This window comes from Kaistia sp. MMO-174 (assembly GCF_037147815.1).
Classification (GTDB): Bacteria; Pseudomonadota; Alphaproteobacteria; order Rhizobiales; family Kaistiaceae; genus Kaistia; species Kaistia nematophila.
In genome coordinates this window covers 321,072-343,065 of the sequence record NZ_JBBCUO010000005.1, presented here as the reverse complement: position 1 = coordinate 343,065, position 21,994 = coordinate 321,072, and the positions used below count along the sequence as shown (strand labels likewise).

The 21,994-nt window shown below is 66.9% G+C and carries 18 protein-coding genes; 4 read left to right on the top strand and 14 right to left on the bottom strand.

Annotated elements, in window-relative coordinates:
* Positions 1-64 precede the first annotated feature (64 nt).
* The 10 genes from WFK98_RS19455 to WFK98_RS19410 all read right to left on the bottom strand — a co-directional run bounded on the left by WFK98_RS19455 (position 65) and on the right by WFK98_RS19410 (position 12,080).
* Entirely contained in the window at positions 65-1,543 is a 1,479-nt protein-coding gene (locus WFK98_RS19455) for an SH3 domain-containing protein (RefSeq protein ID WP_336801368.1), read from the bottom strand.
* A gap of 249 nt (positions 1,544-1,792) precedes the next feature.
* Positions 1,793-3,379, bottom strand: coding sequence for an ABC transporter permease (locus WFK98_RS19450; protein ID WP_336801367.1), 1,587 nt, complete (start codon positions 3,377-3,379; stop codon positions 1,793-1,795).
* The gene (locus WFK98_RS19445) at positions 3,376-4,401 is read right to left on the bottom strand and encodes an extracellular solute-binding protein (protein WP_336801366.1); all 1,026 of its coding nucleotides are present in this window, start codon (positions 4,399-4,401) and stop codon (positions 3,376-3,378) included. Before WFK98_RS19445 ends, WFK98_RS19450 begins: the two co-directional genes overlap by 4 nt.
* Positions 4,402-4,581: 180 nt before the next feature.
* Positions 4,582-7,032, bottom strand: a complete 2,451-nt coding sequence (locus WFK98_RS19440) for a GcvT family protein (protein WP_336801365.1) — start codon at positions 7,030-7,032, stop codon at positions 4,582-4,584.
* Positions 7,029-7,922, bottom strand: coding sequence for a choline/ethanolamine kinase family protein (locus WFK98_RS19435; RefSeq protein WP_336801364.1), 894 nt, complete (start codon positions 7,920-7,922; stop codon positions 7,029-7,031). The genes WFK98_RS19440 and WFK98_RS19435 overlap by 4 nt, the downstream gene beginning before the upstream one ends.
* A 354-nt stretch (positions 7,923-8,276) precedes the next feature.
* The gene (locus tag WFK98_RS19430) at positions 8,277-9,044 is read right to left on the bottom strand and encodes a glutamine amidotransferase (RefSeq protein WP_266337356.1); all 768 of its coding nucleotides are present in this window, start codon (positions 9,042-9,044) and stop codon (positions 8,277-8,279) included.
* A gap of 40 nt (positions 9,045-9,084) precedes the next feature.
* Positions 9,085-9,570: a tellurite resistance TerB family protein gene (locus WFK98_RS19425; protein WP_266336839.1), complete on the bottom strand. Its 486-nt coding sequence runs from the start codon at positions 9,568-9,570 to the stop codon at positions 9,085-9,087.
* Positions 9,571-10,259: 689 nt separating this feature from the next.
* Positions 10,260-10,541, bottom strand: a complete 282-nt coding sequence (gene infA / locus WFK98_RS19420; protein WP_201401761.1) for a translation initiation factor IF-1 — start codon at positions 10,539-10,541, stop codon at positions 10,260-10,262.
* A gap of 10 nt (positions 10,542-10,551) precedes the next feature.
* Entirely contained in the window at positions 10,552-10,758 is a 207-nt protein-coding gene (locus WFK98_RS19415) for a cold-shock protein (RefSeq protein ID WP_018182467.1), read from the bottom strand.
* Positions 10,759-10,811: 53 nt separating this feature from the next.
* Positions 10,812-12,080, bottom strand: a complete 1,269-nt coding sequence (locus WFK98_RS19410) for a DEAD/DEAH box helicase (protein WP_336801362.1) — start codon at positions 12,078-12,080, stop codon at positions 10,812-10,814.
* Positions 12,081-12,387: 307 nt separating this feature from the next.
* On the opposite strand from WFK98_RS19410, the gene WFK98_RS19405 reads away from it, so the two are divergent.
* The 3 genes from WFK98_RS19405 (at position 12,388) to WFK98_RS19395 (ending at position 16,105) form a co-directional block, all read left to right on the top strand.
* Entirely contained in the window at positions 12,388-13,332 is a 945-nt protein-coding gene (locus WFK98_RS19405) for a DMT family transporter (protein WP_266336838.1), read from the top strand.
* A 163-nt stretch (positions 13,333-13,495) separates the two neighbouring features.
* On the top strand, positions 13,496-14,641 hold the full coding sequence (locus WFK98_RS19400) for a GNAT family N-acetyltransferase/peptidase C39 family protein (protein WP_266336837.1): 1,146 nt from the start codon (positions 13,496-13,498) through the stop codon (positions 14,639-14,641).
* A gap of 6 nt (positions 14,642-14,647) precedes the next feature.
* Positions 14,648-16,105, top strand: coding sequence for a RimK family protein (locus WFK98_RS19395; RefSeq protein WP_442907467.1), 1,458 nt, complete (start codon positions 14,648-14,650; stop codon positions 16,103-16,105).
* A 194-nt stretch (positions 16,106-16,299) separates the two neighbouring features.
* Here WFK98_RS19395 and WFK98_RS19390 read toward each other — a convergent pair whose 3' ends face one another.
* The 3 genes from WFK98_RS19390 to gndA form a co-directional block, all read right to left on the bottom strand.
* Positions 16,300-16,677, bottom strand: coding sequence for a nuclear transport factor 2 family protein (locus tag WFK98_RS19390; protein WP_266336835.1), 378 nt, complete (start codon positions 16,675-16,677; stop codon positions 16,300-16,302).
* Positions 16,678-16,793: 116 nt separating this feature from the next.
* Positions 16,794-17,204: a hypothetical protein gene (locus WFK98_RS19385; RefSeq protein WP_266336834.1), complete on the bottom strand. Its 411-nt coding sequence runs from the start codon at positions 17,202-17,204 to the stop codon at positions 16,794-16,796.
* A 177-nt stretch (positions 17,205-17,381) separates the two neighbouring features.
* Complete coding sequence (gndA, locus tag WFK98_RS19380; protein ID WP_266336833.1) at positions 17,382-18,812, bottom strand: NADP-dependent phosphogluconate dehydrogenase; 1,431 nt, start codon at positions 18,810-18,812, stop codon at positions 17,382-17,384.
* Positions 18,813-19,042: 230 nt separating this feature from the next.
* On the opposite strand from gndA, the gene WFK98_RS19375 reads away from it, so the two are divergent.
* Positions 19,043-19,444, top strand: coding sequence for a lysozyme inhibitor LprI family protein (locus WFK98_RS19375; protein WP_336801360.1), 402 nt, complete (start codon positions 19,043-19,045; stop codon positions 19,442-19,444).
* Between the two features lie 27 nt (positions 19,445-19,471).
* Here WFK98_RS19375 and gyrB read toward each other — a convergent pair whose 3' ends face one another.
* Entirely contained in the window at positions 19,472-21,901 is a 2,430-nt protein-coding gene (gyrB, locus tag WFK98_RS19370) for a DNA topoisomerase (ATP-hydrolyzing) subunit B (protein ID WP_266336831.1), read from the bottom strand.
* Positions 21,902-21,994 lie beyond the last annotated feature (93 nt).

Genomic DNA, 21,994 nt, shown 5'->3' with positions numbered 1-21,994 from the left:
AACAAGCCTTCACATTACGTAGAAGTGGATCCTCCCGCGAGAACAACGCGGGAGGATCGCGCCCCTAGCCGTTGACCGAGGCCAGGAACTTCTTGAACACGAAGCCGCGCTTGCCATCGACGACGACCTCGCACCAGCCCTTGCACTGCACCACCTGGACCTGCTCGCCGGCCTTGAGCAGGCCGACCGTCGGAGCGCCATTGTCCGGGTTGCCGCGCAGCTTGACGGCGCTGGTGACCCGGGCGAGGCCCGGCGCCGGGGATCCGGCGGAGACAGCCTTCGACGGCGCGACCGCGGCCGGCTTCGGCGCGGCGGCCTCCGGCTCGGCGGCGACGCCGGCGTCATCGGCGGAGGGCGCGGGCTCCGTCACCGACGCGGTCTCTACCGCGGTCGGCTTCGTCACCTCGGCCGGGGCGGCGTAGGCGGCGCGCACGTTCGGCGTCACCGGCTGCGTGCTGACGGCGGAGCCCGGCAACATCGCGGCGCCAAGCGTGGGGGCCGAACCGGGCACCGGGTCAACCGAGGCCTGCGCGGTCGGCGCCTGATTGAGCGGCGTCGCCTGGTTGATCATGTCGGCGCCGCGCAGCTGCGGCGATTCCGGCAGCGACTGGTCCTCTGCGGCGCGGTCATAGGACTGCTTCGCGGCCGGGGCCGGCAGCGGCGCCGGCGGGTCGGCCTTGACGATGCCGGCCGTGGCCGCGCTGTCCAACTCGCCGACGACGGTGGCGTCGCCCGACGCGGTGACGGAGCGGATCGTCAGCAACGCGCCACCGCCAACGATGGCGAGCAGGGCGACGACGGCGAGCAACTGCTTGTTGAGGGTGGTGAGGCCACGGCTGCCGCCAGCATTGAGGCTGCGGTCGGCATCGAGGGTCGGTTGCTCGCCATCGGCGATGCGCAACTCGTCGACAGCGATGGAAAGGCGTTGGGCCAGTTCGCCGGCGAGCCGGTCTTCCAGCTCCACGGCCGCCGGGGCCCGCTCCGCCGGCTTCGGCGCCGCCGAAGGCTGGCGTCCGCGCGCCAGCAGCAGCTCGACGGCGAGGCGGTCCTGCTGCGGCAGGTCGTCCTTGGTCAGCTCAGCCGGCGGCAGCTCGGAAGCGAGCGTCGGATCGAGCTCGACCTGATCGAGCGCCATCGGATCCCGCGCCGCTTCGTTGGCCGCTACCTGTTCCGGCGACATCAACGCGGGAAGGGCAAGCTCCGGCAGGGCGAGTTCCGGCAGAGCCAGTTGCCGTGTCGGCGGGGCGGAAGATTCAGACGCGGCCGCAGCCTCGGGCTCGTCCCAGAGCGAGGCGACCTTCTGAAGGTCGCCCATCAGCGCGGCTTCGAGCTCGGCCGCGAGATCTTCCAGCTGCGGCAGCGCCGTCTCGGCCGGCGGCTCCGGCTGCTGTTGAACCAGCTTGGGGAATCCGCGAACGACGTTCGAGCGGATGTTTTCGTGCGATGAATCGCGTTCGGAGGCCGGGTTGGAGAGACCTGGATCGGTCAGCTCAGCGAGACTGCGCACGCGCAAGGCGGCGCTCGATTTGCCCGAATGTGTCATGGTACTCATCTCTACTTTGTTTCGACACGTAACCCCCGCTGCCGCCAAAACAGATCGCAAACTCTCCTTGGTTAATGTTTCGTTTCGAGACGCTGTTCTGAGTCATTCGTCGAACAATATCGCGGAAACGGAATCGAACCGGCTTGGATCGATCCACCGTGATCATGAACGACAATTACGGCGACTCTTTGCCGCCTGCAGGGCTGGAGTCACAACGACCGCGAGCAACTGCAACTTCTACGACGTTGCTTAGTTGACCTGACGATCAGGGCGCGGGCGCAAGGTGCGCAGCGTGAAGATGTAGACGGGCAGGCCCGAAATCAGCACCAGCAGCGCTGCGAAGGGCGCGGCGGCGGCGTAGGCGCTGTCATTGGTGTGCGACCAGACCTCGGTCGCGAGCGTGACGACGCCGGTCGGTGCCAGGATCAGCGTGGCGGTCAGCTCGCGCATCAGCTCGAGCGCGACCAGCGCCAGCGCGGCGCCGAGCCCCGGCGCCAGCGACGGCAGCGTCACCGAGACGAAGGCCTGCCACGGGCTGCGGCCGAGCGTGCGCGCCACTTCCTCGATCTCGCGCGGCACCAGCTCGGCCGAGGCGCGGATCGCCGATTGCGCCAGCGGCAGGAACAGGATCGCATAGGCCGCGAACAGCACCGCGCGGGTCTGGTAGATCGCCGGCAGCAGGCGGATGGACAGATAGACCAGCGCCAGAGCGACGACGAGGCCGGGCAGGCCGTGCACGACATAGGGCAGCCGGTCGGCGAAGCGGGCGAAGACGCCCCGGCTGCGCAGCACGAGCAGAACCAGCGGCAGCGCGATCACCGTGGTGACGAGCGTGCCCGGCAGCGCCAGGGACAGCGAGCCGAACAAGGCCGGGCCGAGCGCATCGAGGCCGCGACCGGCCGAGACGCCCCTGACCAGCCAATAGCCGAGCCGGCCGAACGGCACGCCGAGCGAGACGATCGAAACGGCCACGAAGCCGAGCATGACGAGCGGCGCCCAGCGGCCGAGGCGGGCCGGCGAGCCGCGCCGGGCCGTGTTGCGGCCGACCTTGGAAAGACGGACGCCGCGCCGGAGCCACATCTCGCCGAACGCGACCGGAAGGCAGAGCAGCATCAAGAGGCCCGAGAGCACCGCCGCCGAGGCATTGTCGAACTGCAGCTCATATTGCTGGAAGATCGCGGTGGTGAAGGTCTGCACGCGCAGCAGCGCCAGCGCGCCGAACTCGGACAGCATGTGCGCGGCGACCAGCAGCGCGCCGCCGCCGAGCGCGGGCAACGTGCGCGGCAGCGTCACCTTCCAGAACGTTTCCCCCGGCCCCTTGCCGAGCGAGCGCGACACTTCCTCCATGCCGGGGTCCATGCTGCGCAGCGAGGCGGCGACCGGCAGAAAGATGAGCGGGAAGCTCTCCATGGTCAGGATCAGGATGGCGCCGGACATGCCCTGGAAACCAGGGCCGAGCGACTTCCAGGCAAAGCTGGCGACGAAGGCCGGCATGGCGAGCGGCAGGCAGCAGAGCACCCGCCAGAGCCATTTGCCGGCGAGATCGGTACGCTCTGTGAACCAGGCGGCGGTATAGCCGATCAGGCTGGCGAACAATGTCACCGACAGGCAGAGCGTCAGCGTATTGCCGAGCAGCATCAGCGTGCGCGGCCGCGCCAGCTCGGCCCAGACGCCGCTCCAGCCGGCGCCCCAGGCGCGCAGCAGCACATAGATCACCGGCAGCGCGATCAGCGCGGTCGGGATCAGGGCCAGCGCGACGAGCAGGCGCGATGCCGGCGCGCCGTGGCGGGCGTCGCGCCGGGAAGGACTGCCAGATGCGTCGGCAGCGGCCGTCAAGCGAGGTCCGCTTCGCGCAGCAGCGCCAGCGCGTCGGCGGCGTCGCCGAGATCGGCCGGCGTGACCGGGGCAGGATCGAGCTGGTCGAACGGCTTCAGCGGGAACGGCGAGACGACGCCGGGCCGGAGCGGATATTCGGCGATCGCGCCGACGATCGCGGCCTGGCCTTCGGCGCTGACCATGAAGGAAACAAAGCGCTGGGCGGCCTCGGCCTTCTTCGACGTCTTCAGCACACCGGCGCCGGACACGGTGATCAGCGTTCCGGGATCGCCATTGCCGATGAAGTGAAGCGCCGAGTTCATATTGTCGGGGCCGAGCTCCTGCTCGAGCGCGTACCAATAGTAGTTGTTGCTGAGCGCGACGGGGATGTCGCCGCCCTCGACGGCCTCGACCGCGGCGGAATCGCTGTTGTAGACGCGGCCATACTGGCGCAGGCCCTTCAGCCAGGCGAGCGCCGCATCACGGCCCTTGAGCAGCGCGACCGCGACGACCTGCTGCTGGAAGGCGCCGCTGTTCGGCGCGAAGGCGACCTTGTCGGCCCAGGCCTCGCCGGCGAAATCGAGCACGCTCTTCGGCAGCGCCGACGCCTCGATCATCGACTTGTTGTAGACGACGACGCGGCAGCGGGCGCCGGCGCCGACCCAGGTGCCATCCCTGGCGGTGTACTTCTCCGGGATCTGCTTCAGCGTCTCGGGATCGAGCGGCGCGAGCAGGCCCTTGCCGTCAACGGCGGCGAGCGACGGGCTCTCCTCCGACCAGAAGACGTCGGCCGGCGAATTGGCGCCCTCCTCGATCAGCTGGCTGGCGAGCTGGGCGCTGTTGCCGTTGCGGGTGACGACGGCGATGCCGGTGGCGGCGGTGAAGGCGGCGACCAGCGCCTCGACCGGCGGCCGGTGCTGGCCATTATAGAGCGCCAGCGTCTGGTCCTCGGCCCGCGCCGGGACCGAAAGGCCCGGCAGCATCGCGGCGCCGGCAGCGCCGATGCCGAGATGCATCAGCTGACGTCGCGTGACGTCGTACATTGGAATAACTCTATGTTATTGATGTCGATTGCTTTTCGTACCAATACCTGCACGGCGGCCCTGTCAACTCCGTAGCCATACGGAGCGGAAAGCGTCGCAGGCCGGTTTGCCGGGAAAGCAGCGAAGCGGCAAAAGCCGGACGACGGACCGCGCGGACAGGATTGCGGCCGGGGGCGAAGGCTAGGCGCGGATGCGCAGCCCCTCCGGATCATAGAGCGGATCGAGATGCGCATGGGCCACGACGCGCTCGCCGGCGACCTCCAGCTCGTAACTTCCCGACAGCACGAAATCGCGATCGACGCCGGCAGCGCGGCGGACATAGCCATAGCCGATGGGCCGCCCGACCGTGTGGCCATGGCCGCCGCTCGCCAGCCAGCCGACCCGCTCGCCGTCGCGATAGATCGTCTCGCGGCCGAGCAGCACGATCGACGGATCCTCGGTGGTGAAGGCGGCGAGCAGGCGCGGCAGCGGCTTTGCCGCCTGCGCCTCCAGCGCCGCGCGGCCAAGGAAGGGGATGGGCTTGCGGAGCTTGACGAAGGCGCCGAGGCCGGCGACCAGCGGCGAATGATCCGGGCCGATCTCGGCGCCCCAGGCGCGATAGCCCTTTTCCAGCCGCAGCGTCTCGATGGCGCGGTAGCCGGCGAGCTTCATGCCCAGAGGACGCCCGGACTGCATCAGCGCGTCATAGAGCGTCAGCGCGAATTCCATCGGCACGTGCAGTTCCCAGCCCAGTTCGCCGACATAGGTGACGCGCAGCGCCAGCACCGGGCAGCCGGCGATGGAGAGCCGTTTCGCGCGGCCGAACGGGAAGGCGGCGTGCGAGATGTCGGCGTCGGCCAAGGGCTGCAGGATTTCTCTCGCCCGCGGCCCCATCAGCACGAGAACCGCGTTCTGCGAGGTGACGTCGGTCAGCCGGGCGTCGAGACCTTCCGGGATGTTCGACTGGATCCAGTGAAAATCATGCGTGGCAAAGCCGGTGCCGGTGACGATGTAGTAGCGGTCCTCGGCCACGCGGGCGACGGTCAGGTCGCATTCGATGCCGCCGTTGGCGTTCAGCATCTGCGTATAGACGAGATGGCCGACCGGCCTGGCGACATCGTTCGCCGCGATCCAGGCGAGCGCCTTCTCGGCGTCACGGCCGGAGAGCTCGAACTTGGCGAAGGAGGTCTGGTCGAACAGCACCGCCGCCTCGCGCGCCGCCCGATGCTCGCGGCCGACCGGCTCGAACCAGTTCGGCCGCTCATAGGTGTAGCGGTCCTCGGCCGCCTCGCCTGCCGCCCGGTCGGCGAACCAGTTGGCGCGCTCGAAGCCGAGCTTCTCGCCGAACACGGCGCCCTCCGCTGCCAGCCGGTCATAGAGCGGCGAGCGGCGCAGCGGCCGGCCCGAGAGGAATTCCTCCGACGGCCACGCCATGGTGTAGTGGCGGGCATAGGCCTCCAGCGTCCGGTTGCGGATCCAGGAGAGGTCGTGGTGGTTGCGGCCGAAGCGGCGGATGTCGACCGGCCAGAGATCGAAGGGTGGCGCGCCGTTGACCACCCATTCGGCCAAGGCCATGCCGGCGCCGCCGCCGGACGCGATGCCGAAGGCGTTGAAGCCGGCGCCGACGAAGACGTTCTTCACCTCCGGCGCCTCGCCGAGAATGAAGTTGCCGTCCGGCGTGAAGCTTTCGGGCCCGTTGATGAACTCCTTGATGCCGACCGTCTCCATCGCCGGCACGCGGCCGAGCGCCTGCTCGAGGATCGGCTCGAAATGGTCGAAATCGGACGGAAGCAGCTGGAATTCGAAATCGCGCGGCAGCGGATCGACGTCCCAGAGCTTCGGGTTCGGCTCGTAGCCGCCCATCACCAGCCCGCCGACCTCCTCCTTCCAGTAGGTGAGGCGGTCGGGATCGCGCAGCGTCGGCAGGTTCGGCGTGACGCCGGGGACGGCGTCGGTGATCAGATACTGGTGCTGCACCGAGACGAGCGGAATGTTGACGCCGGCGAGCCGGCCGATCTCGCGCGACCATTGGCCCGCGCAGACCACGAGTTTCTCGCAGGCGATGCGGCCTTCGCTGGTCTCGACGGCGACGACCGCGCCATCCTCGACGACGATGCCGGTGACGGCGACGCCCTCGCGGATCGTCACGCCCTTCTGGCGCGCGCCCCTGGCGAGCGAGGCGGAGATGTCGGAGGGCGAGACCTGGCCGTCGGTCGGCAGGAAGGCGGCGCCGACGACGTCGTCGACCTGCATCAGCGGCCAGAGGTCCTGCGCCTCGCGCGGCGAAAGCAATTGCATCTCCAGCCCGAAGGAGCGCGCCGTCGTCGCCTGGCGGCGCACCTCGGTCCAGCGCTCGGCATTGCAGGCAAGCCGCAGGCCGCCATTGCGCTTCCAGCCCGTCGCCTGGCCGGTCTCGGCTTCGAGCCGGTCGTAGAGCGCGACCGAATAGCCGAGCAACTGGGTGATGTTCGCCGAAGTGCGAAGCTGGCCGACCAGGCCGGCGGCATGCCAGGTCGAGCCGGAGGTGAGCCTGCCGCGCTCCAGCAGGATGACGTCGGTCTGCCCCATGGCGCCGAGGTGATAGGCCACCGACGCGCCGACAATGCCGCCGCCGATGATGACGATGCGGGCGGAACCGGGAAGATCGCTCATGCGCGCTCCATCTCGTCAAAGCTGGCGAGCGCGAGCTTGAAGCGCCCGAGATATTCGGCCGTATAGGCGGGATAGTCGAAGACCAGGTGGCTGTGCAGCTCCGACACCATGCTCCACATGGTCTCGCGCAGCAGCGACGCCGCCGTCATCGCTGCCGCCCGCCGGCGGAGTTCATCGGTGAGCGGCCGGTCGAAATAGAGTTCGAGCGCGCGCTCGGCCTGCTGCCGCGACAGCAGGTTGTTGGAGGCCAGCCCGCCGAGGTCGAACAGCGGCGAGTTGAAGCCGGCATAGTCCCAGTCGACCAGCCAGAGGCGCTGGCCGTCGTCGATCAGATTGGCCGCCAGCATGTCGTTGTGGCCGAAGACGAGCTCTACCGGACCGACCGCCTTTTCCAACCGCTCGGTCGCGTCGAGCACCCGCACCAGCATCGGCAGGTAATGGCTCTCGCCCGCCTCGAGCGTATGGGTGTAGTCGCGGATGACCTGGAACACCCAGAACAGCGGCGCCGGGCCGCGGAAGAAGCGCGGGATGTCGTGATGGGCCCGCCGCAGCAGCTCGACGATACGGCCGAGATAGCGCTCGTCGCGGATATCCGCCGGCGTCAGGCTACGGCCCTCGACGAAATCGATCACCATCGCGCCCGGCTCGGCATGCACGACGATCGGCGAGATGCCGGCCTCGGCGGCCGCGTGGCTCGCCGCCAGCTCGGTCGAGCGGATGATGCCGTGCTCGATCCTGTCGCCACCGATGCGCACGACATATTTGCGGCCGCCATCCTCGACCAGGCAGTTGGTGTTGGTGAGGCCGCCGGCCAGGGGCTGCGGCGAGACGGGGCCGCTCCAGAACGAGAGCCGCGCGGCGCGCGCCAGCGAATCCTGCGTGTCCGTCATGACCGAAGGTTCCCCCCGCGACGGAAGGAATCCGCCACGCCGCTATAGGAGACCAGGGAGGGGTTGGGATGCAAGCGCCGCGTGCAGGGGCGACGGAAAGCGGAGCGGAGAAGGGTTACCGGGGGTCATCGGTTCCACCCTTCTCCGTCCGATCAGAGCTGACTACGCACAACCGGAAGGTCAGCTTGCCAAGATGTGTCGCAAGCCTCCTGCCAGTTGTGCCGGCCCGTGCCGCCACCAGATATGGTTATAATTTGAATCAAATCGTCCAGATCTGGGGATGGTTAACAACCGATTCACCTTCCGCGCATCGCAATTTGCGAGAGCTTTCGCAATTTGCAACGCGGAGGCGGCTCAGCCGAGGCCGATCGGCTCGGGCGTGCCGGGATCGACCTCGGCCGGTTCGCCATTGGCGCGCGGCAGGCGCAGCCAGAAATCGAGGAAGCCGTCGAGGAAGCGCGAGGTCTGGCCGTCATAGACCGCCCGCCCCTCCATGTGCTGCGCGCGCGGCTGGGCGCCGGGCAGCTTGAAGCGCTCTTCGCCGGTCGTGGTCCAGCGATGCATCATCGCCAGGGTCAGCTCGATATGGAACTGGAAGCCGAAGGCGGACGGGCCGTATTGGAAGGCCTGGTTCTGGTAGAGCTGGCCCTCGGCGAGCAGCGCCGCGCCGGCGGGCAGGTCGAAGCCCTCGCCATGCCACTGGTAGACGATCTCGGGCCACGCGCAGAGCCCCTGCCCCGCCTCGGTAGCGCGCAGCGGATAATAGCCGATCTCGACCAGACCGTCCGGGCGCGGCCCGACGCGGGCGCCGAGATGGCGCGCCAGCATCTGCGCGCCGAGGCAGATGCCGAGCAGCGGCGCCTGTTCGGCGAGCGGCACCGACATCCAGTCGATCTCGCGGCGGATATAGTCCTCGTCGTCATTGCTCGACATCGGGCCGCCGAAAACGATCGCGCCGGCATGATCGGCGAGCGTGTCGGGCAGCGGATCGCCGAAGCGCGGCCGACGGATGTCGAGCGGATGGCCGCGCTCCGCGAGCCGATGGCCGACGCGACCGGGCGTCGAATGCTCCTGGTGCAGGACGATCAGTACAGGCTTCGGCGACTGCGGCACGGCGGAGATCCTATCCCCCGGAGCCACCGGCTCCGCGGGTCGTTGCGATTCATTCCTTCGGCGGAACCAGCATCTCGACGGCATTGCCGCCGGACTGGACGATCTTCTTCAGGCGCAGCCGGGCCCGGCCGGAAACGCCAAGCAAATCGGCGACGCGCCAGATCGCGTTGTCCTCGAACTCGGTCAGCCGTCCATCCGCATAGACGAGGTCCCACATCATCGCGACCACCTGCTCGCGGTCGATCTCTTCGAGCTGCGATTTCAGCACGCTGGTGAAGCGGTAGAAGTCGACCGCCTCGTCGTCGGCCTGCTCGGCGGCGCGCATGAGGTCGTCGGTCGCCTCCTCGTCGAGGCCGAAGCGCGCCTTGAGCAGGTCGTGCAGGCGGACGCGCTCCGCTTCGGAGACCTCACCGTCGACGGCGACGACGTGGTAGAGCAGCGCCGCCGCGGCCAGGCGGTGGTCATTCTCGCCGAAACGCCGGGCCGGCGCCTCGCCGGTCAGCTCCGCGATGAAGTTGCGAAGAACGTTGAGCATCCAATTCCTCCAGGCAACCGACTCGAACGCCGATTCGGTCGTCGTGACGTCCCAAGCTGCATGAGATTAAGGCATGGATAGGAAAGTGGCGCGCGACATGCCGTCGCCGGGCAGAATCGAGACTGGGCCGCCGCGGAATCGCCCGAATCCAGCCGAGTAGCAGGCCGGCAGCGCCACACTCGGGCAAAGTAAACGGCCCACAAAAACAAACCGCCGACCTTTTGGGCCGGCGGCTAAACCATAACTTAAGAAGAATAATTCTTCGCCCGAACCAAAAAAAACTCGAGCTCATCAATTCTAACTACAACTGCGTATCCAATAAGATTCGAATACACTTCTAACCGGGAAGCTCCCGAATGCGTCGAGAGAGAAGGCGACTTAAGATTTGGTGAATCGTCTACCCCCGCGACAAGAAAAGAATATGGTCTTCTGCGGCAGGACGCAAGCGGGTTTTGCCCTCCAGGCGCCACATTTTCACAACCCGCCGAATTTCGGCCCAATTTGGGGTTAATCCGAGGAAACCATACTAGGGTTAGTAAAAGGTTGAGAAAAGCGGCGTCGCCGGACCGGATCGAGCCCCGGCGAAGCCGGCCACCCGAGCCGCCCGAGCCCGCCGTCCGCCGGCCAAAAAGAAAGGGCCGGCGCGATTGCTCGCGTCGACCCTCATGATCTTCACCTGGCGTCGGATGTCAGCGTCGACGTGCCGCGCCACCGCGGAAGGGCGGCCTGGGTGCTTGCGGTGCAAGCGGTTCGCCCTTGTGCCGGAAAACCAGTCGCGCCCGATCGAGATCGTATGGCGTCATCTCGACGGTTACGCGGTCGCCCGCCAGCGTCTTGATCCGGTTCTTCTTCATCCGGCCTGCGGTGTAGGCGACGACGACATGCCCGTTCTCGAGTTCCACGCGGAACTTGGCGTCGGGCAGGACCTCGACGACCGTACCCTCGAATTCGAGCGCTTCTTCCTTCGCCATGTGTCGTTCCTTACGAGACCTTCAGTTCCGTCGCGGACGTCTTGCCGCGACGGTCGGTCTCGAGCTCGTACGAGATCTTGGCGCCGTCGCGCAGCGTCGACAGACCAGCGCGCTCAACGGCGCTGATGTGCACGAACACGTCCTGACCACCCTGGTCCGGCTGGATAAAACCGTAACCCTTGGTCGCATTGAACCACTTAACTGTACCCGTCGCCATGGAAATCTCCTTCAGTCTGGCGGTAGAGAACTTTGCTAACGACGTTCCCGTCGTCAAGCCGCTCGACGGCGCTGTTGGCCACGCCACCGATTTTTCTTGCTCTTTTCTTGCATAGGCTGCCCGTCCCGAGCCGGCTTATCGCCCCGATGCGTCTCCGCAGCGGGTCTCTGAGCCGAAGACGGGGCTTTGAAATTGGTCGCGACTTCCGGAATCGAACGGCGAATCAGCCGCTCGATGGCCTTCAGACGCGCAGCTTCGCCAGCGTCGAACAGAGAGAGTGCGAGCCCGCTGCGACCAGCACGGGCCGTACGTCCGATACGATGGACATACGATTCCGGCTCGTCGGGCAGGTCGAAATTCACAACATGGGTCACGCCAGAGACATCGATGCCGCGGGCAGCGATGTCGGTCGCGACGAGCACGCGAAGGCTTCCATCCTTGAAGCCTTCCAGCGCCTTTTGACGGGCGCCCTGTGACTTGTTGCCATGCAGGGCGAGCGTCTCGACGCCCGCCTTCTGCAGGTGTTGCGCGACGCGGTCGGCGCCGTGCTTGGTACGCGTGAAGACGATGACGCGCTCCATCGCCGGATTGGCAAGCAGATCCAGCAGGAAGTTGCGCTTTTCCGCCGTCGGCACGCGGTAGAGCTTCTGGTCGATGCGATCGACCGTGACTGCCTCCGGCGTCACCTCGACCCGGACCGGGTCCTTGAGGATCTTGCGAGAAAGCTGCGCCACTTCGGCCGGCATGGTGGCCGAGAACAGCAGCGACTGCCGGTTCTCGGGCAACAGGCCGACGATCTTCATGACGTCGCGGACGAAGCCCATGTCGAGCATGCGATCGGCTTCGTCGAGGACGAGATGGGTGACCTCGTCGAGGCGGACGACGCGGGCCTGCAGATGGTCGAGCAGGCGGCCGGGCGTGGCGACGAGGATGTCGACGCCCTTTTCAAGGGCGCGGATCTGCGGCTGATGGCCGACGCCGCCGAAGACGAGCGCATGGCGAATGCCGAGATATTTCGAGAACTTGCGCAGCTCGGAGTCGATCTGGATCGCCAGTTCGCGGGTCGGGGCCAGGATCAGCGAGCGCACGCTCTTCGGCGCAAGGCCATCGGCGCGGCGCGAGAGCTGCTGCAGCAGCGGCAGGCCGAACGCGGCGGTCTTGCCGGTTCCGGTCTGCGCAATGCCGAGCATGTCGCGGCCTTCGAGAAGCGCGGGGATTGCCTGGGCCTGGATCGGCGTCGGCGTCGTGATGCCGGCCACGTCGAGCGCGCGCACCAACGGCTCGGCAAGTGCCAGAGCCGCAAAATTTGTCAGTTGATTCAAGAAGAAAGCCTAATTGTGCGAATACCACCCGGTACTCGACTTCTAGCCATGACCCACGCGCGACAGGATCAGAGGACGGGGTCGTGTCCCGCCATTTCCAGCGAGATGGAGCCACCGAATCTCGTGTGGCACAGCGCGATCACGATGATCGTCGCCGCGTATATGCAGGTTCGACGCGGAAAAAGCAAATGAAAAGTCGCCGCCCCGCAGAAGAAGCCGCCGGATCGCGACGGAAGGGTCTTCGTTCCGGTTGCCTCTGCCGTGCTTCTGTGCAGAGTGCATATTCTCTCATCCCCCAAGTGATCTCATGTCCGCCACCAGCCCCGCCGCTACCGTCCGCCCGCTCTCCGGCCCCCTCCTCGGCATCGCCCTGATGGTACTGGGCATCCTGCTCTACTCCGTCAACGACACGCTCGGCAAATGGCTGGTCGGCACCTATTCGGTCGGCATGATCCTGCTGATCCGCTCGCTGGCGGCGCTCCTCGTCATGCTGCCGGTGATCTGCCGCGACAATGGCGTGCGCCAGCTCGCCAAGGCGCCGCGCCCCTGGATGCAGCTGCTGCGCGTCGGGGTCATCACCGGCGAGATCGGCTTCTTCTACTGGGCGGTGTCGCTGCTGCCGCTCGCCGACGTGATGACCTATTACCTCGCCGGACCGATCTATGTGACGGCGCTGTCGGCGCTGCTGCTGAAGGAAAAGGTCGACGGCCCGCGCTGGGCGGCGATCCTCGCCGGCTTCGTCGGCGTGCTGATCGTGCTGCAGCCCTCGTCCGACAGCCTGAGCTGGGGCGCGCTGATCGCGATCGGCGGCAGCCTGTTCTTCGCCGCGCTGATGATCGTCACCCGCCAGCTGCGCGGCACGCCGGACAAGACGCTGCTGACCTTCTCGACGGTGAGCACGTTGCTCGTCGGCGCGGTGATCGCGCCGTTCAGCTGGGTGACGCCGACGACGATCGACTTCGGCCTGCTCGGCCTGCTCGGCGTCGTCGCGCTGATGGCGCAGTTCTGCGTCACCCGCTCGCTCAAGCTGGCGCCCGCCTCGGTGGTGGTTCCCTACCAGTATACGATGCTGATCTGGGCCGTCGTGTTCGGCTATTTCGTATTCGGCGACCAGCCCAAGGTGTCGATGCTGATCGGCGCCGCGATCATCATCGCCTCGGGCCTGTTCATCTTCATGCGCGAGCAGCGCGAGACGAGGAACAAGGCCGGCGAGACGATCGCCGAAGAAGTCGGCGACAACGTCCCCGGCTAGCCCGCAACGATGCTTCCGGCGCGCCGAAAAAGGCCGGCGCGCTCACGATTGCGTGTTGGAAAAGGTCATAGCGGCGCCGCAATTGCGGCGGGAGATCCGCACTCCGGATGGCGCCCGATCCCGAGGCACCGGCTTTTCCGGAGCCTATTGCGGATCGATCGAAATGGGCGTTCCATCGCGCCTCGTGAGTGCCGTCGACGCCCCATCGCCTCCCGTGTTCACCGTGCGCCCCGCACTGGCCGCCGATGTCGACGGGCTGGTCGCGATCGAGGCCGCCGCCTTCGAAACGGACCGGATCGCGCGGCGCAGCTTCCGCAAGCTGGTCGAGGCGCCGACCGCCGCCATCACCGTCGCGGCGCTGCCCGGCGGCAGGTTGATCGGCTACGCGCTGCTGCTGTTTCGCGCCGGCACCGGCATGGCGCGGCTCTATTCGATCGCCGTCGTTCCCGAGCAGCGCGGCAGCGGCGCCGGCACGGCGCTGATGGCAGAAGCCGAGCGGGTCGCCTACGCCCGCGACCGCCTGCTGCTGCGGCTCGAGGTGCGCGAGGACAATGCCCGCGGCATCCGCCTCTATGAACGGCTCGGCTATCGCCGCATCGGCCGCTATCTCGACTATTACGAGGACCACGCCAACGCGCTGCGCTACGAGAAGCGGCTGCGCGGCGACGCCCAGACAACCGCCGTCCGCTACTATGAGCAGACCACCGATTTCACATGCGGCCCCTGCTGCGTGATGATGGCGCTCGGCCATTTCCGCAAGGACTACGCCCTCGGCCCGGTCGAGGAGATCAAGCTGTGGCGCCAGGCGACGACCGTGTTCATGATGGCCGGACTCGGCGGCTGCGACCCGCACGGGCTGGCCGTTTCCGCCGCGCGCAATGGCCTCTCGGCCAGCGTGCATGTCAGCCGTGAGGGCTCGCTCTTCCTGGAATCGGTGCGCGATCCCGAGAAGCGCCGCGTCATGGAGCTGGCACAGGAGGATTTCCGCCGCCAGACCATCGCCTTCGAGATCCCGATCGCCTATCGGCCGCTCGACGTGGCGGCGATCCGGGCGGGGCTGGCCGAGGGCGCGCTCGTGATCGTGCTGATCTCGGCCTACCGGATGTTCGGCAAGAAGGTGCCGCACTGGGTGCTGGTGGTCGGCGACGACGGCCGCCATCTCTTCGTGCACGACCCCTGGGTCGAGGACCGCGAGCACGAAACCCATGCCGACGCGGCCAACCTGCCGATCCCCTACGCCGATTTCGAGCGCATGGCGCGCTGGGGGCGGGAACCGTTGCGCGCCGCCGTCGTTCTGAGACCGAGGTGAGCCATGGTGGATTGGGTGATCCTGGTCGACGCGGCCAAGGACTTTCCGAATGAAGACACGCCGCACAAGGTGATCACGACCAAGGACTATCTGGCCCGCGCCAACCTGTTCCGCGGCTCCCGTCCCAAGATCATCAACCTGTCGCGCTCCTTCGCCTATCAGAGCCGGGGCTACTACGCCTCGCTTCTCGCCGGCGCGCGCGGCCATCGCGTCGTGCCGACGGTCGAGACAATGATCGATCTCGGCAGCCGCACCCTCTATGCCCAGGCCCTGCCCGAGCTGGAGGACCAGCTGGCCAAGGCCGTCTCCAACGGCGACGACAGGGAAATGCCCGCCCGGCTGCTGGTGATGTTCGGCATCACCGAGGATCACCGCTTCGACCGCTTCGCGCGGCTGCTGTTCGACTGGTTCCGCTGCCCGGTGCTGGAGGTGACGATCGAGCCCGCGGGCCGCGCCGAGATCCGCAAGCTCGCCCCGGTGCCGATCAACAAGTTGACCGCCGAGGAGCTCGCTTTTTTCCATCAGGCGCTACACGACCATACGCGCCGCGAATGGCGCTCGAAGAAGGCGACGCCGACGGCGCCGCGCTATTCCTTCGCCGTGCTGCACGACCCGGCCGAGGCGATGCCGCCCTCGAACCTCGCCTCGCTGAAGCACTGGGCCCGCATCGCCGAGAAGCTCGGCGTCGAAGTCGAGCCGATCACCAGGAAGGACCTGGCGCGGCTGGCCGAGTTCGACGCGCTGTTCATCCGCGAGACGACCTCGATCGACAATCACACCTATCGCTTCGCCCGCCGCGCCGTGCAGGAAGGCATGCCGGTGATCGACGATCCCGTCTCGATGATCCGCTGCACCAACAAGGTCTATCTGCAGGAGCTGATGACCGGGAACGGCATCGCCGTGCCGCCGACCATCATCCTCGCCGGCAATGGCGACCTCGAGCGGGCGGCCGACGAGCTCGGCTTCCCGCTGGTGATGAAAATCCCGGATTCCTCGTTCTCGCGCGGCGTGAAGAAGGTCGACAACCATCGCGAGATGGACCAGTTGGCGCGCGCCTGGTTCAAGGACACCGATCTGCTGCTGGCGCAGAAATTCATGCCGACGGAGTTCGACTGGCGCGTCGGCGTGCTCGGCGGCAAGCCGCTGTTCGTCTGCCAGTACACCATGGCGCGCAAGCACTGGCAGATCGTCAAGCACCAGCGGAACGGCAAGGCGCTCGAAGGCGGCCTGCGCTCGATGACGATCGGCGAGGCGCCGCCGGAGGTGATCGACATCGGCCTCCGCTCCGCGCAGTTGATCGGCAGCGGGCTCTATGGCGTCGACATCAAGCAGACCGACGACGGCTTCTTCGTCATCGAGGTGAACGACAACCCGAACATCGAGCACGGTATCGAGGACGCGGCCGAAAAGGACCAGGTCTGGATCGAACTGACCCGCTGGTTCGTCAACCGGCTGGAACGGTGAGGCAGGCTCTCCGGTCTCTCCAGCTCATGCAATCATGGCCGCGAACCCGCGGTCATCCCGGGCTGGACCCGGGATCATTCAGCCGGACTGACCACCGCGAAACTCCCGGCTTCGCGGCTGCATGGATACCGGATCTCCGCTGCGCTGCGTCCGGGATGACGGCGAGCGTGGAACTGGGGCAGCGGCACCCAGCCTCAATGATCCCAGGCCTGGATGTTGGTCTGGCGGCGGATCTTGCCGTCGGCGAGCTCCAGCATGGCGCTCATGTAGACCTTGACGCCGTCCGGATAGGTGCAGGTCTCGGAAAAGGCCATGTGGCTGCCATCGACCAGTCCGTCATCGACGTGGTGCTTCATGGCGCGGTTGCAGACGTCGTCGAGCATGGCGCCGATCGCCTGCTTGCCCTTGAGCACCAGCGGCCGGCTCGGCGGATGATCCTGGTCGATCACGCGGATCTCGGCATCGTCGGCATAGAACGCCGCCAGCGCCCTCGCGTCATTGCCTTCCACGGCCTTGCGGAGACTGGAGAGATTGAGCCCATCCTGCATCGCTTCCTCCCATGGCTTGGACACGCGCCGCCCGGGGCGCGAAGGGAAGCTTAGCCGATCCGGGCTGGGGCTGGAGGCGTTCGCGACGGCCGCCCGGTCACATTCGGGCGACCGGGTCGCGATCGGGAGGGGGAAAGGGTTCAGCGCTTGCCGTCGCGGTCGCGCGGTTCGACGACGTGGTAGTCCGCGTCGATGGTCGGGCCGTCGCCGGCACGGGGACCGGACGCGCCACGGAACGGATTGGGCTCTTCGAAGGGCGTCGCCGTCTCATAGGCCGTGTCGTAGCCGGTCTCGCGGCCGAAACCGGCGGCGCCGGGCTGCGCGCCCGGTGGCATGGCGCGCGCCAGGATGGCGCGCAAGATCCGCTTGCGGAAGAGATAGACGACGGCAAGGACGGGGATCAGCACCAGCGCGATCGAGAACGACACCACCAGAGCCGCGAAGACCACGGCAGCGCCGACGACCATGGCTGCGCCAAGCTTGAGCTTGTCCTTCCAGCTGGTCGCGCCACGGGGGCCTGAAAGCACGTAGGTCCGGTAGGTCGTCATCATCTCCGCCTGTTCAATATCGCTGACACCATGTGGGAGCGATGGATCGTTCGTGCAATGCCCGTGCGATCCGTAACGGCAGGATTGCGGGCGAATGCGCCCGGATTTGGGCCGTCGCGCAACGGTGCGTTGCGCGACGGTATCATTTTGTTTCCGCGCCGGCGGCGGCGCGAAGCGGCCTCAGGCCTGGATCTCGGATCCGTCCTGGCTCCAGCGGGTGTGGAACTTGCCGGGCTTGTCGAGGCGGCCATAGGTGTGGGCGCCGAAATAGTCGCGCAGGCCCTGCAGCAGGTTGGCCGGGCCGCGGGCGCGGCGCAGCCCGTCATAATAGGCGATCGACGAGGCGAAGGCCGGAACCGGGATGCCCTCGGCGATGGCGAGGCCGACGACCTTGCGCCAGTTCGCCTCTGCCTGGACCACGGCGTCGCGGAAATAGTCCTGCAGCAGCAGGTTGTCGCCGGCGCCGCCCGTTTCGTAGGCCTCGCGGATGCGGTTCAGGAAGCGGGCGCGGATGATGCAGCCGCCGCGCCAGATGGTGGCGAGGTCACCGAGCTTCAGGTCCCAGCCGAACTGCTGCGAGGCGACGGCGAGCTGCTCGAAGCCTTGCGCATAGGCAACGATCTTCGACGCGTAGAGCGCATCTCGGATCGCGTCGATGTCGGCCTGGGTGATGGTCCGCTTCGTCGTGGCCGGATGCGGGAAGCGCTTTTCCGCCTCGGCGCGCTGGGCGCGGCGGCCGGAAAGCGCGCGGGCGAACACGGCCTCGGTGATCGAGGTCAGCGGCACGCCGAGATCGAGCGCGGACTGGGCGGTCCAGCGGCCGGTACCCTTCTGCTCGGCTTCGTCGACGATCGAATCGACAAGCGGCTTGCCGGTCGAGTCGACCTTGCGCAGCACGGCATCGGTGATCTCGATCAGGTAGGAGTTGAGCTCGCCCTTGTTCCATTCGGCGAAGATGTCGGCGATCGCGCCGGCCTCCAGCCCATAGACCGTCTTGAACAGGTCATAGGCCTCGGTGATCAGCTGCATATCGGCATATTCGATGCCATTATGCACCATCTTGACGTAATGGCCGGAACCCTCGGTGCCGATATAGGTGCAGCAGGGCTCGCCATCGACCTGAGCCGCCATCTTGGTGACGATCGGCTCGATGCGGGAATAGGCCTCGCGCGTGCCGCCCGGCATCATGCTCGGACCTTCGAGCGCGCCTTCTTCGCCGCCCGAAACGCCCATGCCGATGAACTTGATGTCCCGGTCCTTGAGGTAATGGAAGCGGCGGTTGGTGTCGGTGTAGAGCGAGTTGCCGCCGTCGATGATGATGTCGCCGACTTCCAGATGCGGCAGCAGTTCCTCGATCACGTCGTCGACCGGCTGGCCGGCCTTGACCATGATGATGATGGCGCGCGGCTTGGCGATCGAGGCGACGAATTCAGGGATCGTCTTCGACGGCGTGAAGCGGCCTTCGCCGCCATGCTCGTTGATGAGTTCGTCGGTGCGGGCGCCGTTGCGATTGAACACGGCGACACCGAAGCCCTTGCGGGCAGCGTTGCGGGCGAGGTTCGCGCCCATCACGGCGAGACCGAGCACGCCAATATCAGCGAGTTGCTGCAATGTGTTTCATCCCTGATGCGTGTGAGTTGTTGACCATCGCACTGCTTATGCTGGCGAGTATGGCACCGGCCACGCGGCTTGCGGAAGTAGACGAGCGCATGACGTATGAACCGATGGCGGAGCGAGGGCAATATGGCGACGGCAAATTGCTACGAACCTCGAACCATCGGGCGCTTGCCGGCCGATGAAATCCGGCCTCTATTGGACGTGGATCAGCCGGGGAGAAACCCATGCGCCGCTTCGTTCTCATCGCCGCAATGACGCTTGCGGGACTGCCGGCGGCGCAGGCCGTCGACTGCGACAATGCCGAAGACCAGGCAACGATGACCGCCTGCGCCGACATGGCGCTGAAGGCGACCGACAGGCAGCTGAACACCACCTATCAGGCGATCACCCGCCGTCTCGCCGACGATCCGGACACCGCCAAGCAACTCGTCGCCGCCCAGCGCGCCTGGATCGCCTTCCGCGACGCCGAATGCGACTTCCGCAGTTCCGGCGTATCGGGCGGCAGCGCCTATCCAATGGTTCGCGCCGCCTGCCTCGATGGCCTCACCCGCACGCGCCTCGATCAACTGAAGACGCTGCTTGTCTGCCAGGAAGGCGACATGAGCTGTCCCGTGCCGGCCGAATAGGCCGGCCGAGACGGCGCCCCCTCCCGATCAGACGTCGAGATTGACGACGCTGAGGGCGTTGTCCTGGATGAAGTCGCGGCGCGGCTCCACCTCGTCGCCCATCAGCTTGGTGAAGAGATCGTCGGCGGCGTCGGCCTCCTTGATCTTCACCTGCAGCAGCGAGCGGACGTTCGGGTCGAGCGTCGTCTCCCAGAGCTGGCTGGCGTTCATCTCGCCGAGACCCTTGTAGCGCTGCAGCTGGATGCCCTTGCGACCGGTGACAAAGACAGCCTCCAGCAACGAACGCGGGCCGTGGATCGGCGTCGACACCTCTTTGCGGCGCAGCGTCGAAGGCCTGGCGAAGACGTCGGAGATGCGCGCGGCGATGGCGTGCAGCTTGCGGGCATCGGCCGAATCGATCAGCGCCATGTCGATCGAATGCACCTCGCGGACGCCGCGGACCTCGCGCTCGAAGCGGTAGCCGCCCTGCGGGTCGAGCGTGCCCTGCCAACCGCGCTCGGTTTCCTCGGCGATCAGGTCGAGCCGCTCGGCAATGGCGTGGGCGGCGGCGAGCGCGCGGTCCTTGTCCTCGAGCAGCGCCGGGTCGAGGCCGCCGGCCATCGCCGCCTGCTCGACCATGCCGCGATCGTAGCGGGTATGGATACCGCTCAGGATCTGGGCGATCTGGCGCGCGTCCTGGATCAGGTGTTCGAGATCGGCGCCGGCGCGGACTTCGCCATCCTCCAGCTGCAGCGCGGCCTCGTCGAGGCCCTGCTGGATCAGGTAGTCCTCCAGCGCCCGCTCGTTCTTCAGATACTGCTCCGAACGGCCCTTGGTGACCTTATAGAGCGGCGGCTGGGCGATGTAGACATGGCCGCGCTCGATCAGCTCCGGCATCTGGCGGAAGAAGAAGGTGAGCAGCAGCGTGCGAATATGGGCGCCGTCGACGTCGGCGTCCGTCATGATGATGATCTTGTGGTAGCGCAGCTTTTCCGGTGTGAACTCGTCCTTGCCGATCGAGGTGCCGAGCGCGATGATCAGCATGCCGATCTGCTCGGACGACAGCATCTTGTCGAAGCGGGCCCGCTCGACGTTCAGGATCTTGCCGCGCAGCGGCAGCACGGCCTGGTTCTCGCGGTTGCGGCCCTGCTTGGCGGAGCCACCTGCCGAGTCACCCTCAACGATGAAGATTTCGGACTTGGCCGGGTCGCGCTCCTGGCAGTCGGCGAGCTTGCCGGGCAGCGAGGCGATGTCGAGCGCGCCCTTGCGGCGGGTCAGCTCGCGCGCCTTGCGGGCGGCCTCGCGCGCGGTCGCGGCCTCGACGACCTTGGACAGGATCGCCTTCGATTCCGCCGGATGCTCCTCGAACCACTGGCCGAGCATCTCGTTGACGATGTTCTCGACGACCGGGCGCACCTCGGACGAGACGAGCTTGTCCTTGGTCTGCGACGAGAACTTCGGGTCCGGCACCTTGACCGAGAGAACGGCCGTCAGCCCCTCGCGGCAGTCATCGGCCGAAAGCGACACCTTCTCGCGCTTCGAAATGCCCTCGCGGTCGGCATAGCCGGTCACCTGGCGCGTCAGCGCGCCGCGGAAACCGGCGAGATGGGTGCCGCCATCGCGCTGCGGGATGTTGTTGGTGAAGCAGAGCACGTTCTCGTGGTAGCTGTCGTTCCACCACATCGCGACCTCGACGGTGATGCCGTCGCGCTCGTTGCTCATGGTGACCGGCGCCGGCATCAGCGGCTTCTTGGTGCGGTCGAGATAGCGCACGAAGGCCTCGAGGCCGCCGTCATAGACGAGTTCCTCGCGCCGAACCTCGACGCCGCGCTTGTCGGTCAGCACGATGCGGACGCCGGAATTCAGGAAGGCGAGCTCGCGCAGCCGGTGCTCCAGCGTGTCGAAATCGAACTCGACCTTGGTGAAGGTCTCGGTCGATGGCAGGAAGGTGACCTCGGTGCCGTTGCGGCCGTCCCAGTCGCCGACCACCTTCAACGGCGACACGGCGTTGCCATGCGCGAACTCGATCTCGTGCACCTTGCCGTTGCGCCAGATCTTCAGCTTCAGGAAGCTCGACAGCGCGTTGACCACCGAGACGCCCACGCCATGCAGACCGCCGGAGACCTTGTAGGAGTTCTGGTCGAACTTACCGCCGGCGTGCAGCTGGGTCATGATAACCTCGGCCGCCGAGACGCCCTCTTCGGCGTGCAGATCGGTCGGGATGCCGCGGCCATTGTCGCGGACCGTGCACGATCCGTCCGGATTGAGGGTGACGTTCACCTCGTCGGCATGGCCGGCCAGCGCCTCGTCGATGGCGTTGTCGACCACCTCATAGACCATGTGGTGCAGGCCGGAGCCGTCGTCGGTGTCGCCGATATACATGCCCGGGCGCTTCCGGACGGCGTCCAAGCCCTTGAGCACCTTGATAGAATCGGCGCCATAGGCTTCAGAGGCTTGATCGCGGGCGGTATCGGACATTCAGGCTTCCTTGAACGTGTCGCGCGCGCGTGCGCGCGAACAGTCGAATCGAGTGGCTAATATATTGCCTGGACAAGCAAATTGCACCCTTTC

Coding starts and splice junctions, on each gene's coding strand:
- WFK98_RS19425 (WP_266336839.1), bottom strand. CDS start 9,570: ATGCTCAACGTTCTTCGCAACTTCATCGCGGAGCTGACCGGCGAGGCG.
- WFK98_RS19400 (WP_266336837.1), top strand. CDS start 13,496: ATGGGCGTTCCATCGCGCCTCGTGAGTGCCGTCGACGCCCCATCGCCT.
- infA (WP_201401761.1), bottom strand. CDS start 10,541: ATGGCGAAGGAAGAAGCGCTCGAATTCGAGGGTACGGTCGTCGAGGTC.
- gyrB (WP_266336831.1), bottom strand. CDS start 21,901: ATGTCCGATACCGCCCGCGATCAAGCCTCTGAAGCCTATGGCGCCGAT.
- WFK98_RS19415 (WP_018182467.1), bottom strand. CDS start 10,758: ATGGCGACGGGTACAGTTAAGTGGTTCAATGCGACCAAGGGTTACGGT.
- WFK98_RS19445 (WP_336801366.1), bottom strand. CDS start 4,401: ATGTACGACGTCACGCGACGTCAGCTGATGCATCTCGGCATCGGCGCT.
- WFK98_RS19405 (WP_266336838.1), top strand. CDS start 12,388: ATGTCCGCCACCAGCCCCGCCGCTACCGTCCGCCCGCTCTCCGGCCCC.
- WFK98_RS19385 (WP_266336834.1), bottom strand. CDS start 17,204: ATGATGACGACCTACCGGACCTACGTGCTTTCAGGCCCCCGTGGCGCG.
- WFK98_RS19440 (WP_336801365.1), bottom strand. CDS start 7,032: ATGAGCGATCTTCCCGGTTCCGCCCGCATCGTCATCATCGGCGGCGGC.
- WFK98_RS19375 (WP_336801360.1), top strand. CDS start 19,043: ATGCGCCGCTTCGTTCTCATCGCCGCAATGACGCTTGCGGGACTGCCG.
- WFK98_RS19435 (WP_336801364.1), bottom strand. CDS start 7,922: ATGACGGACACGCAGGATTCGCTGGCGCGCGCCGCGCGGCTCTCGTTC.
- WFK98_RS19455 (WP_336801368.1), bottom strand. CDS start 1,543: ATGACACATTCGGGCAAATCGAGCGCCGCCTTGCGCGTGCGCAGTCTC.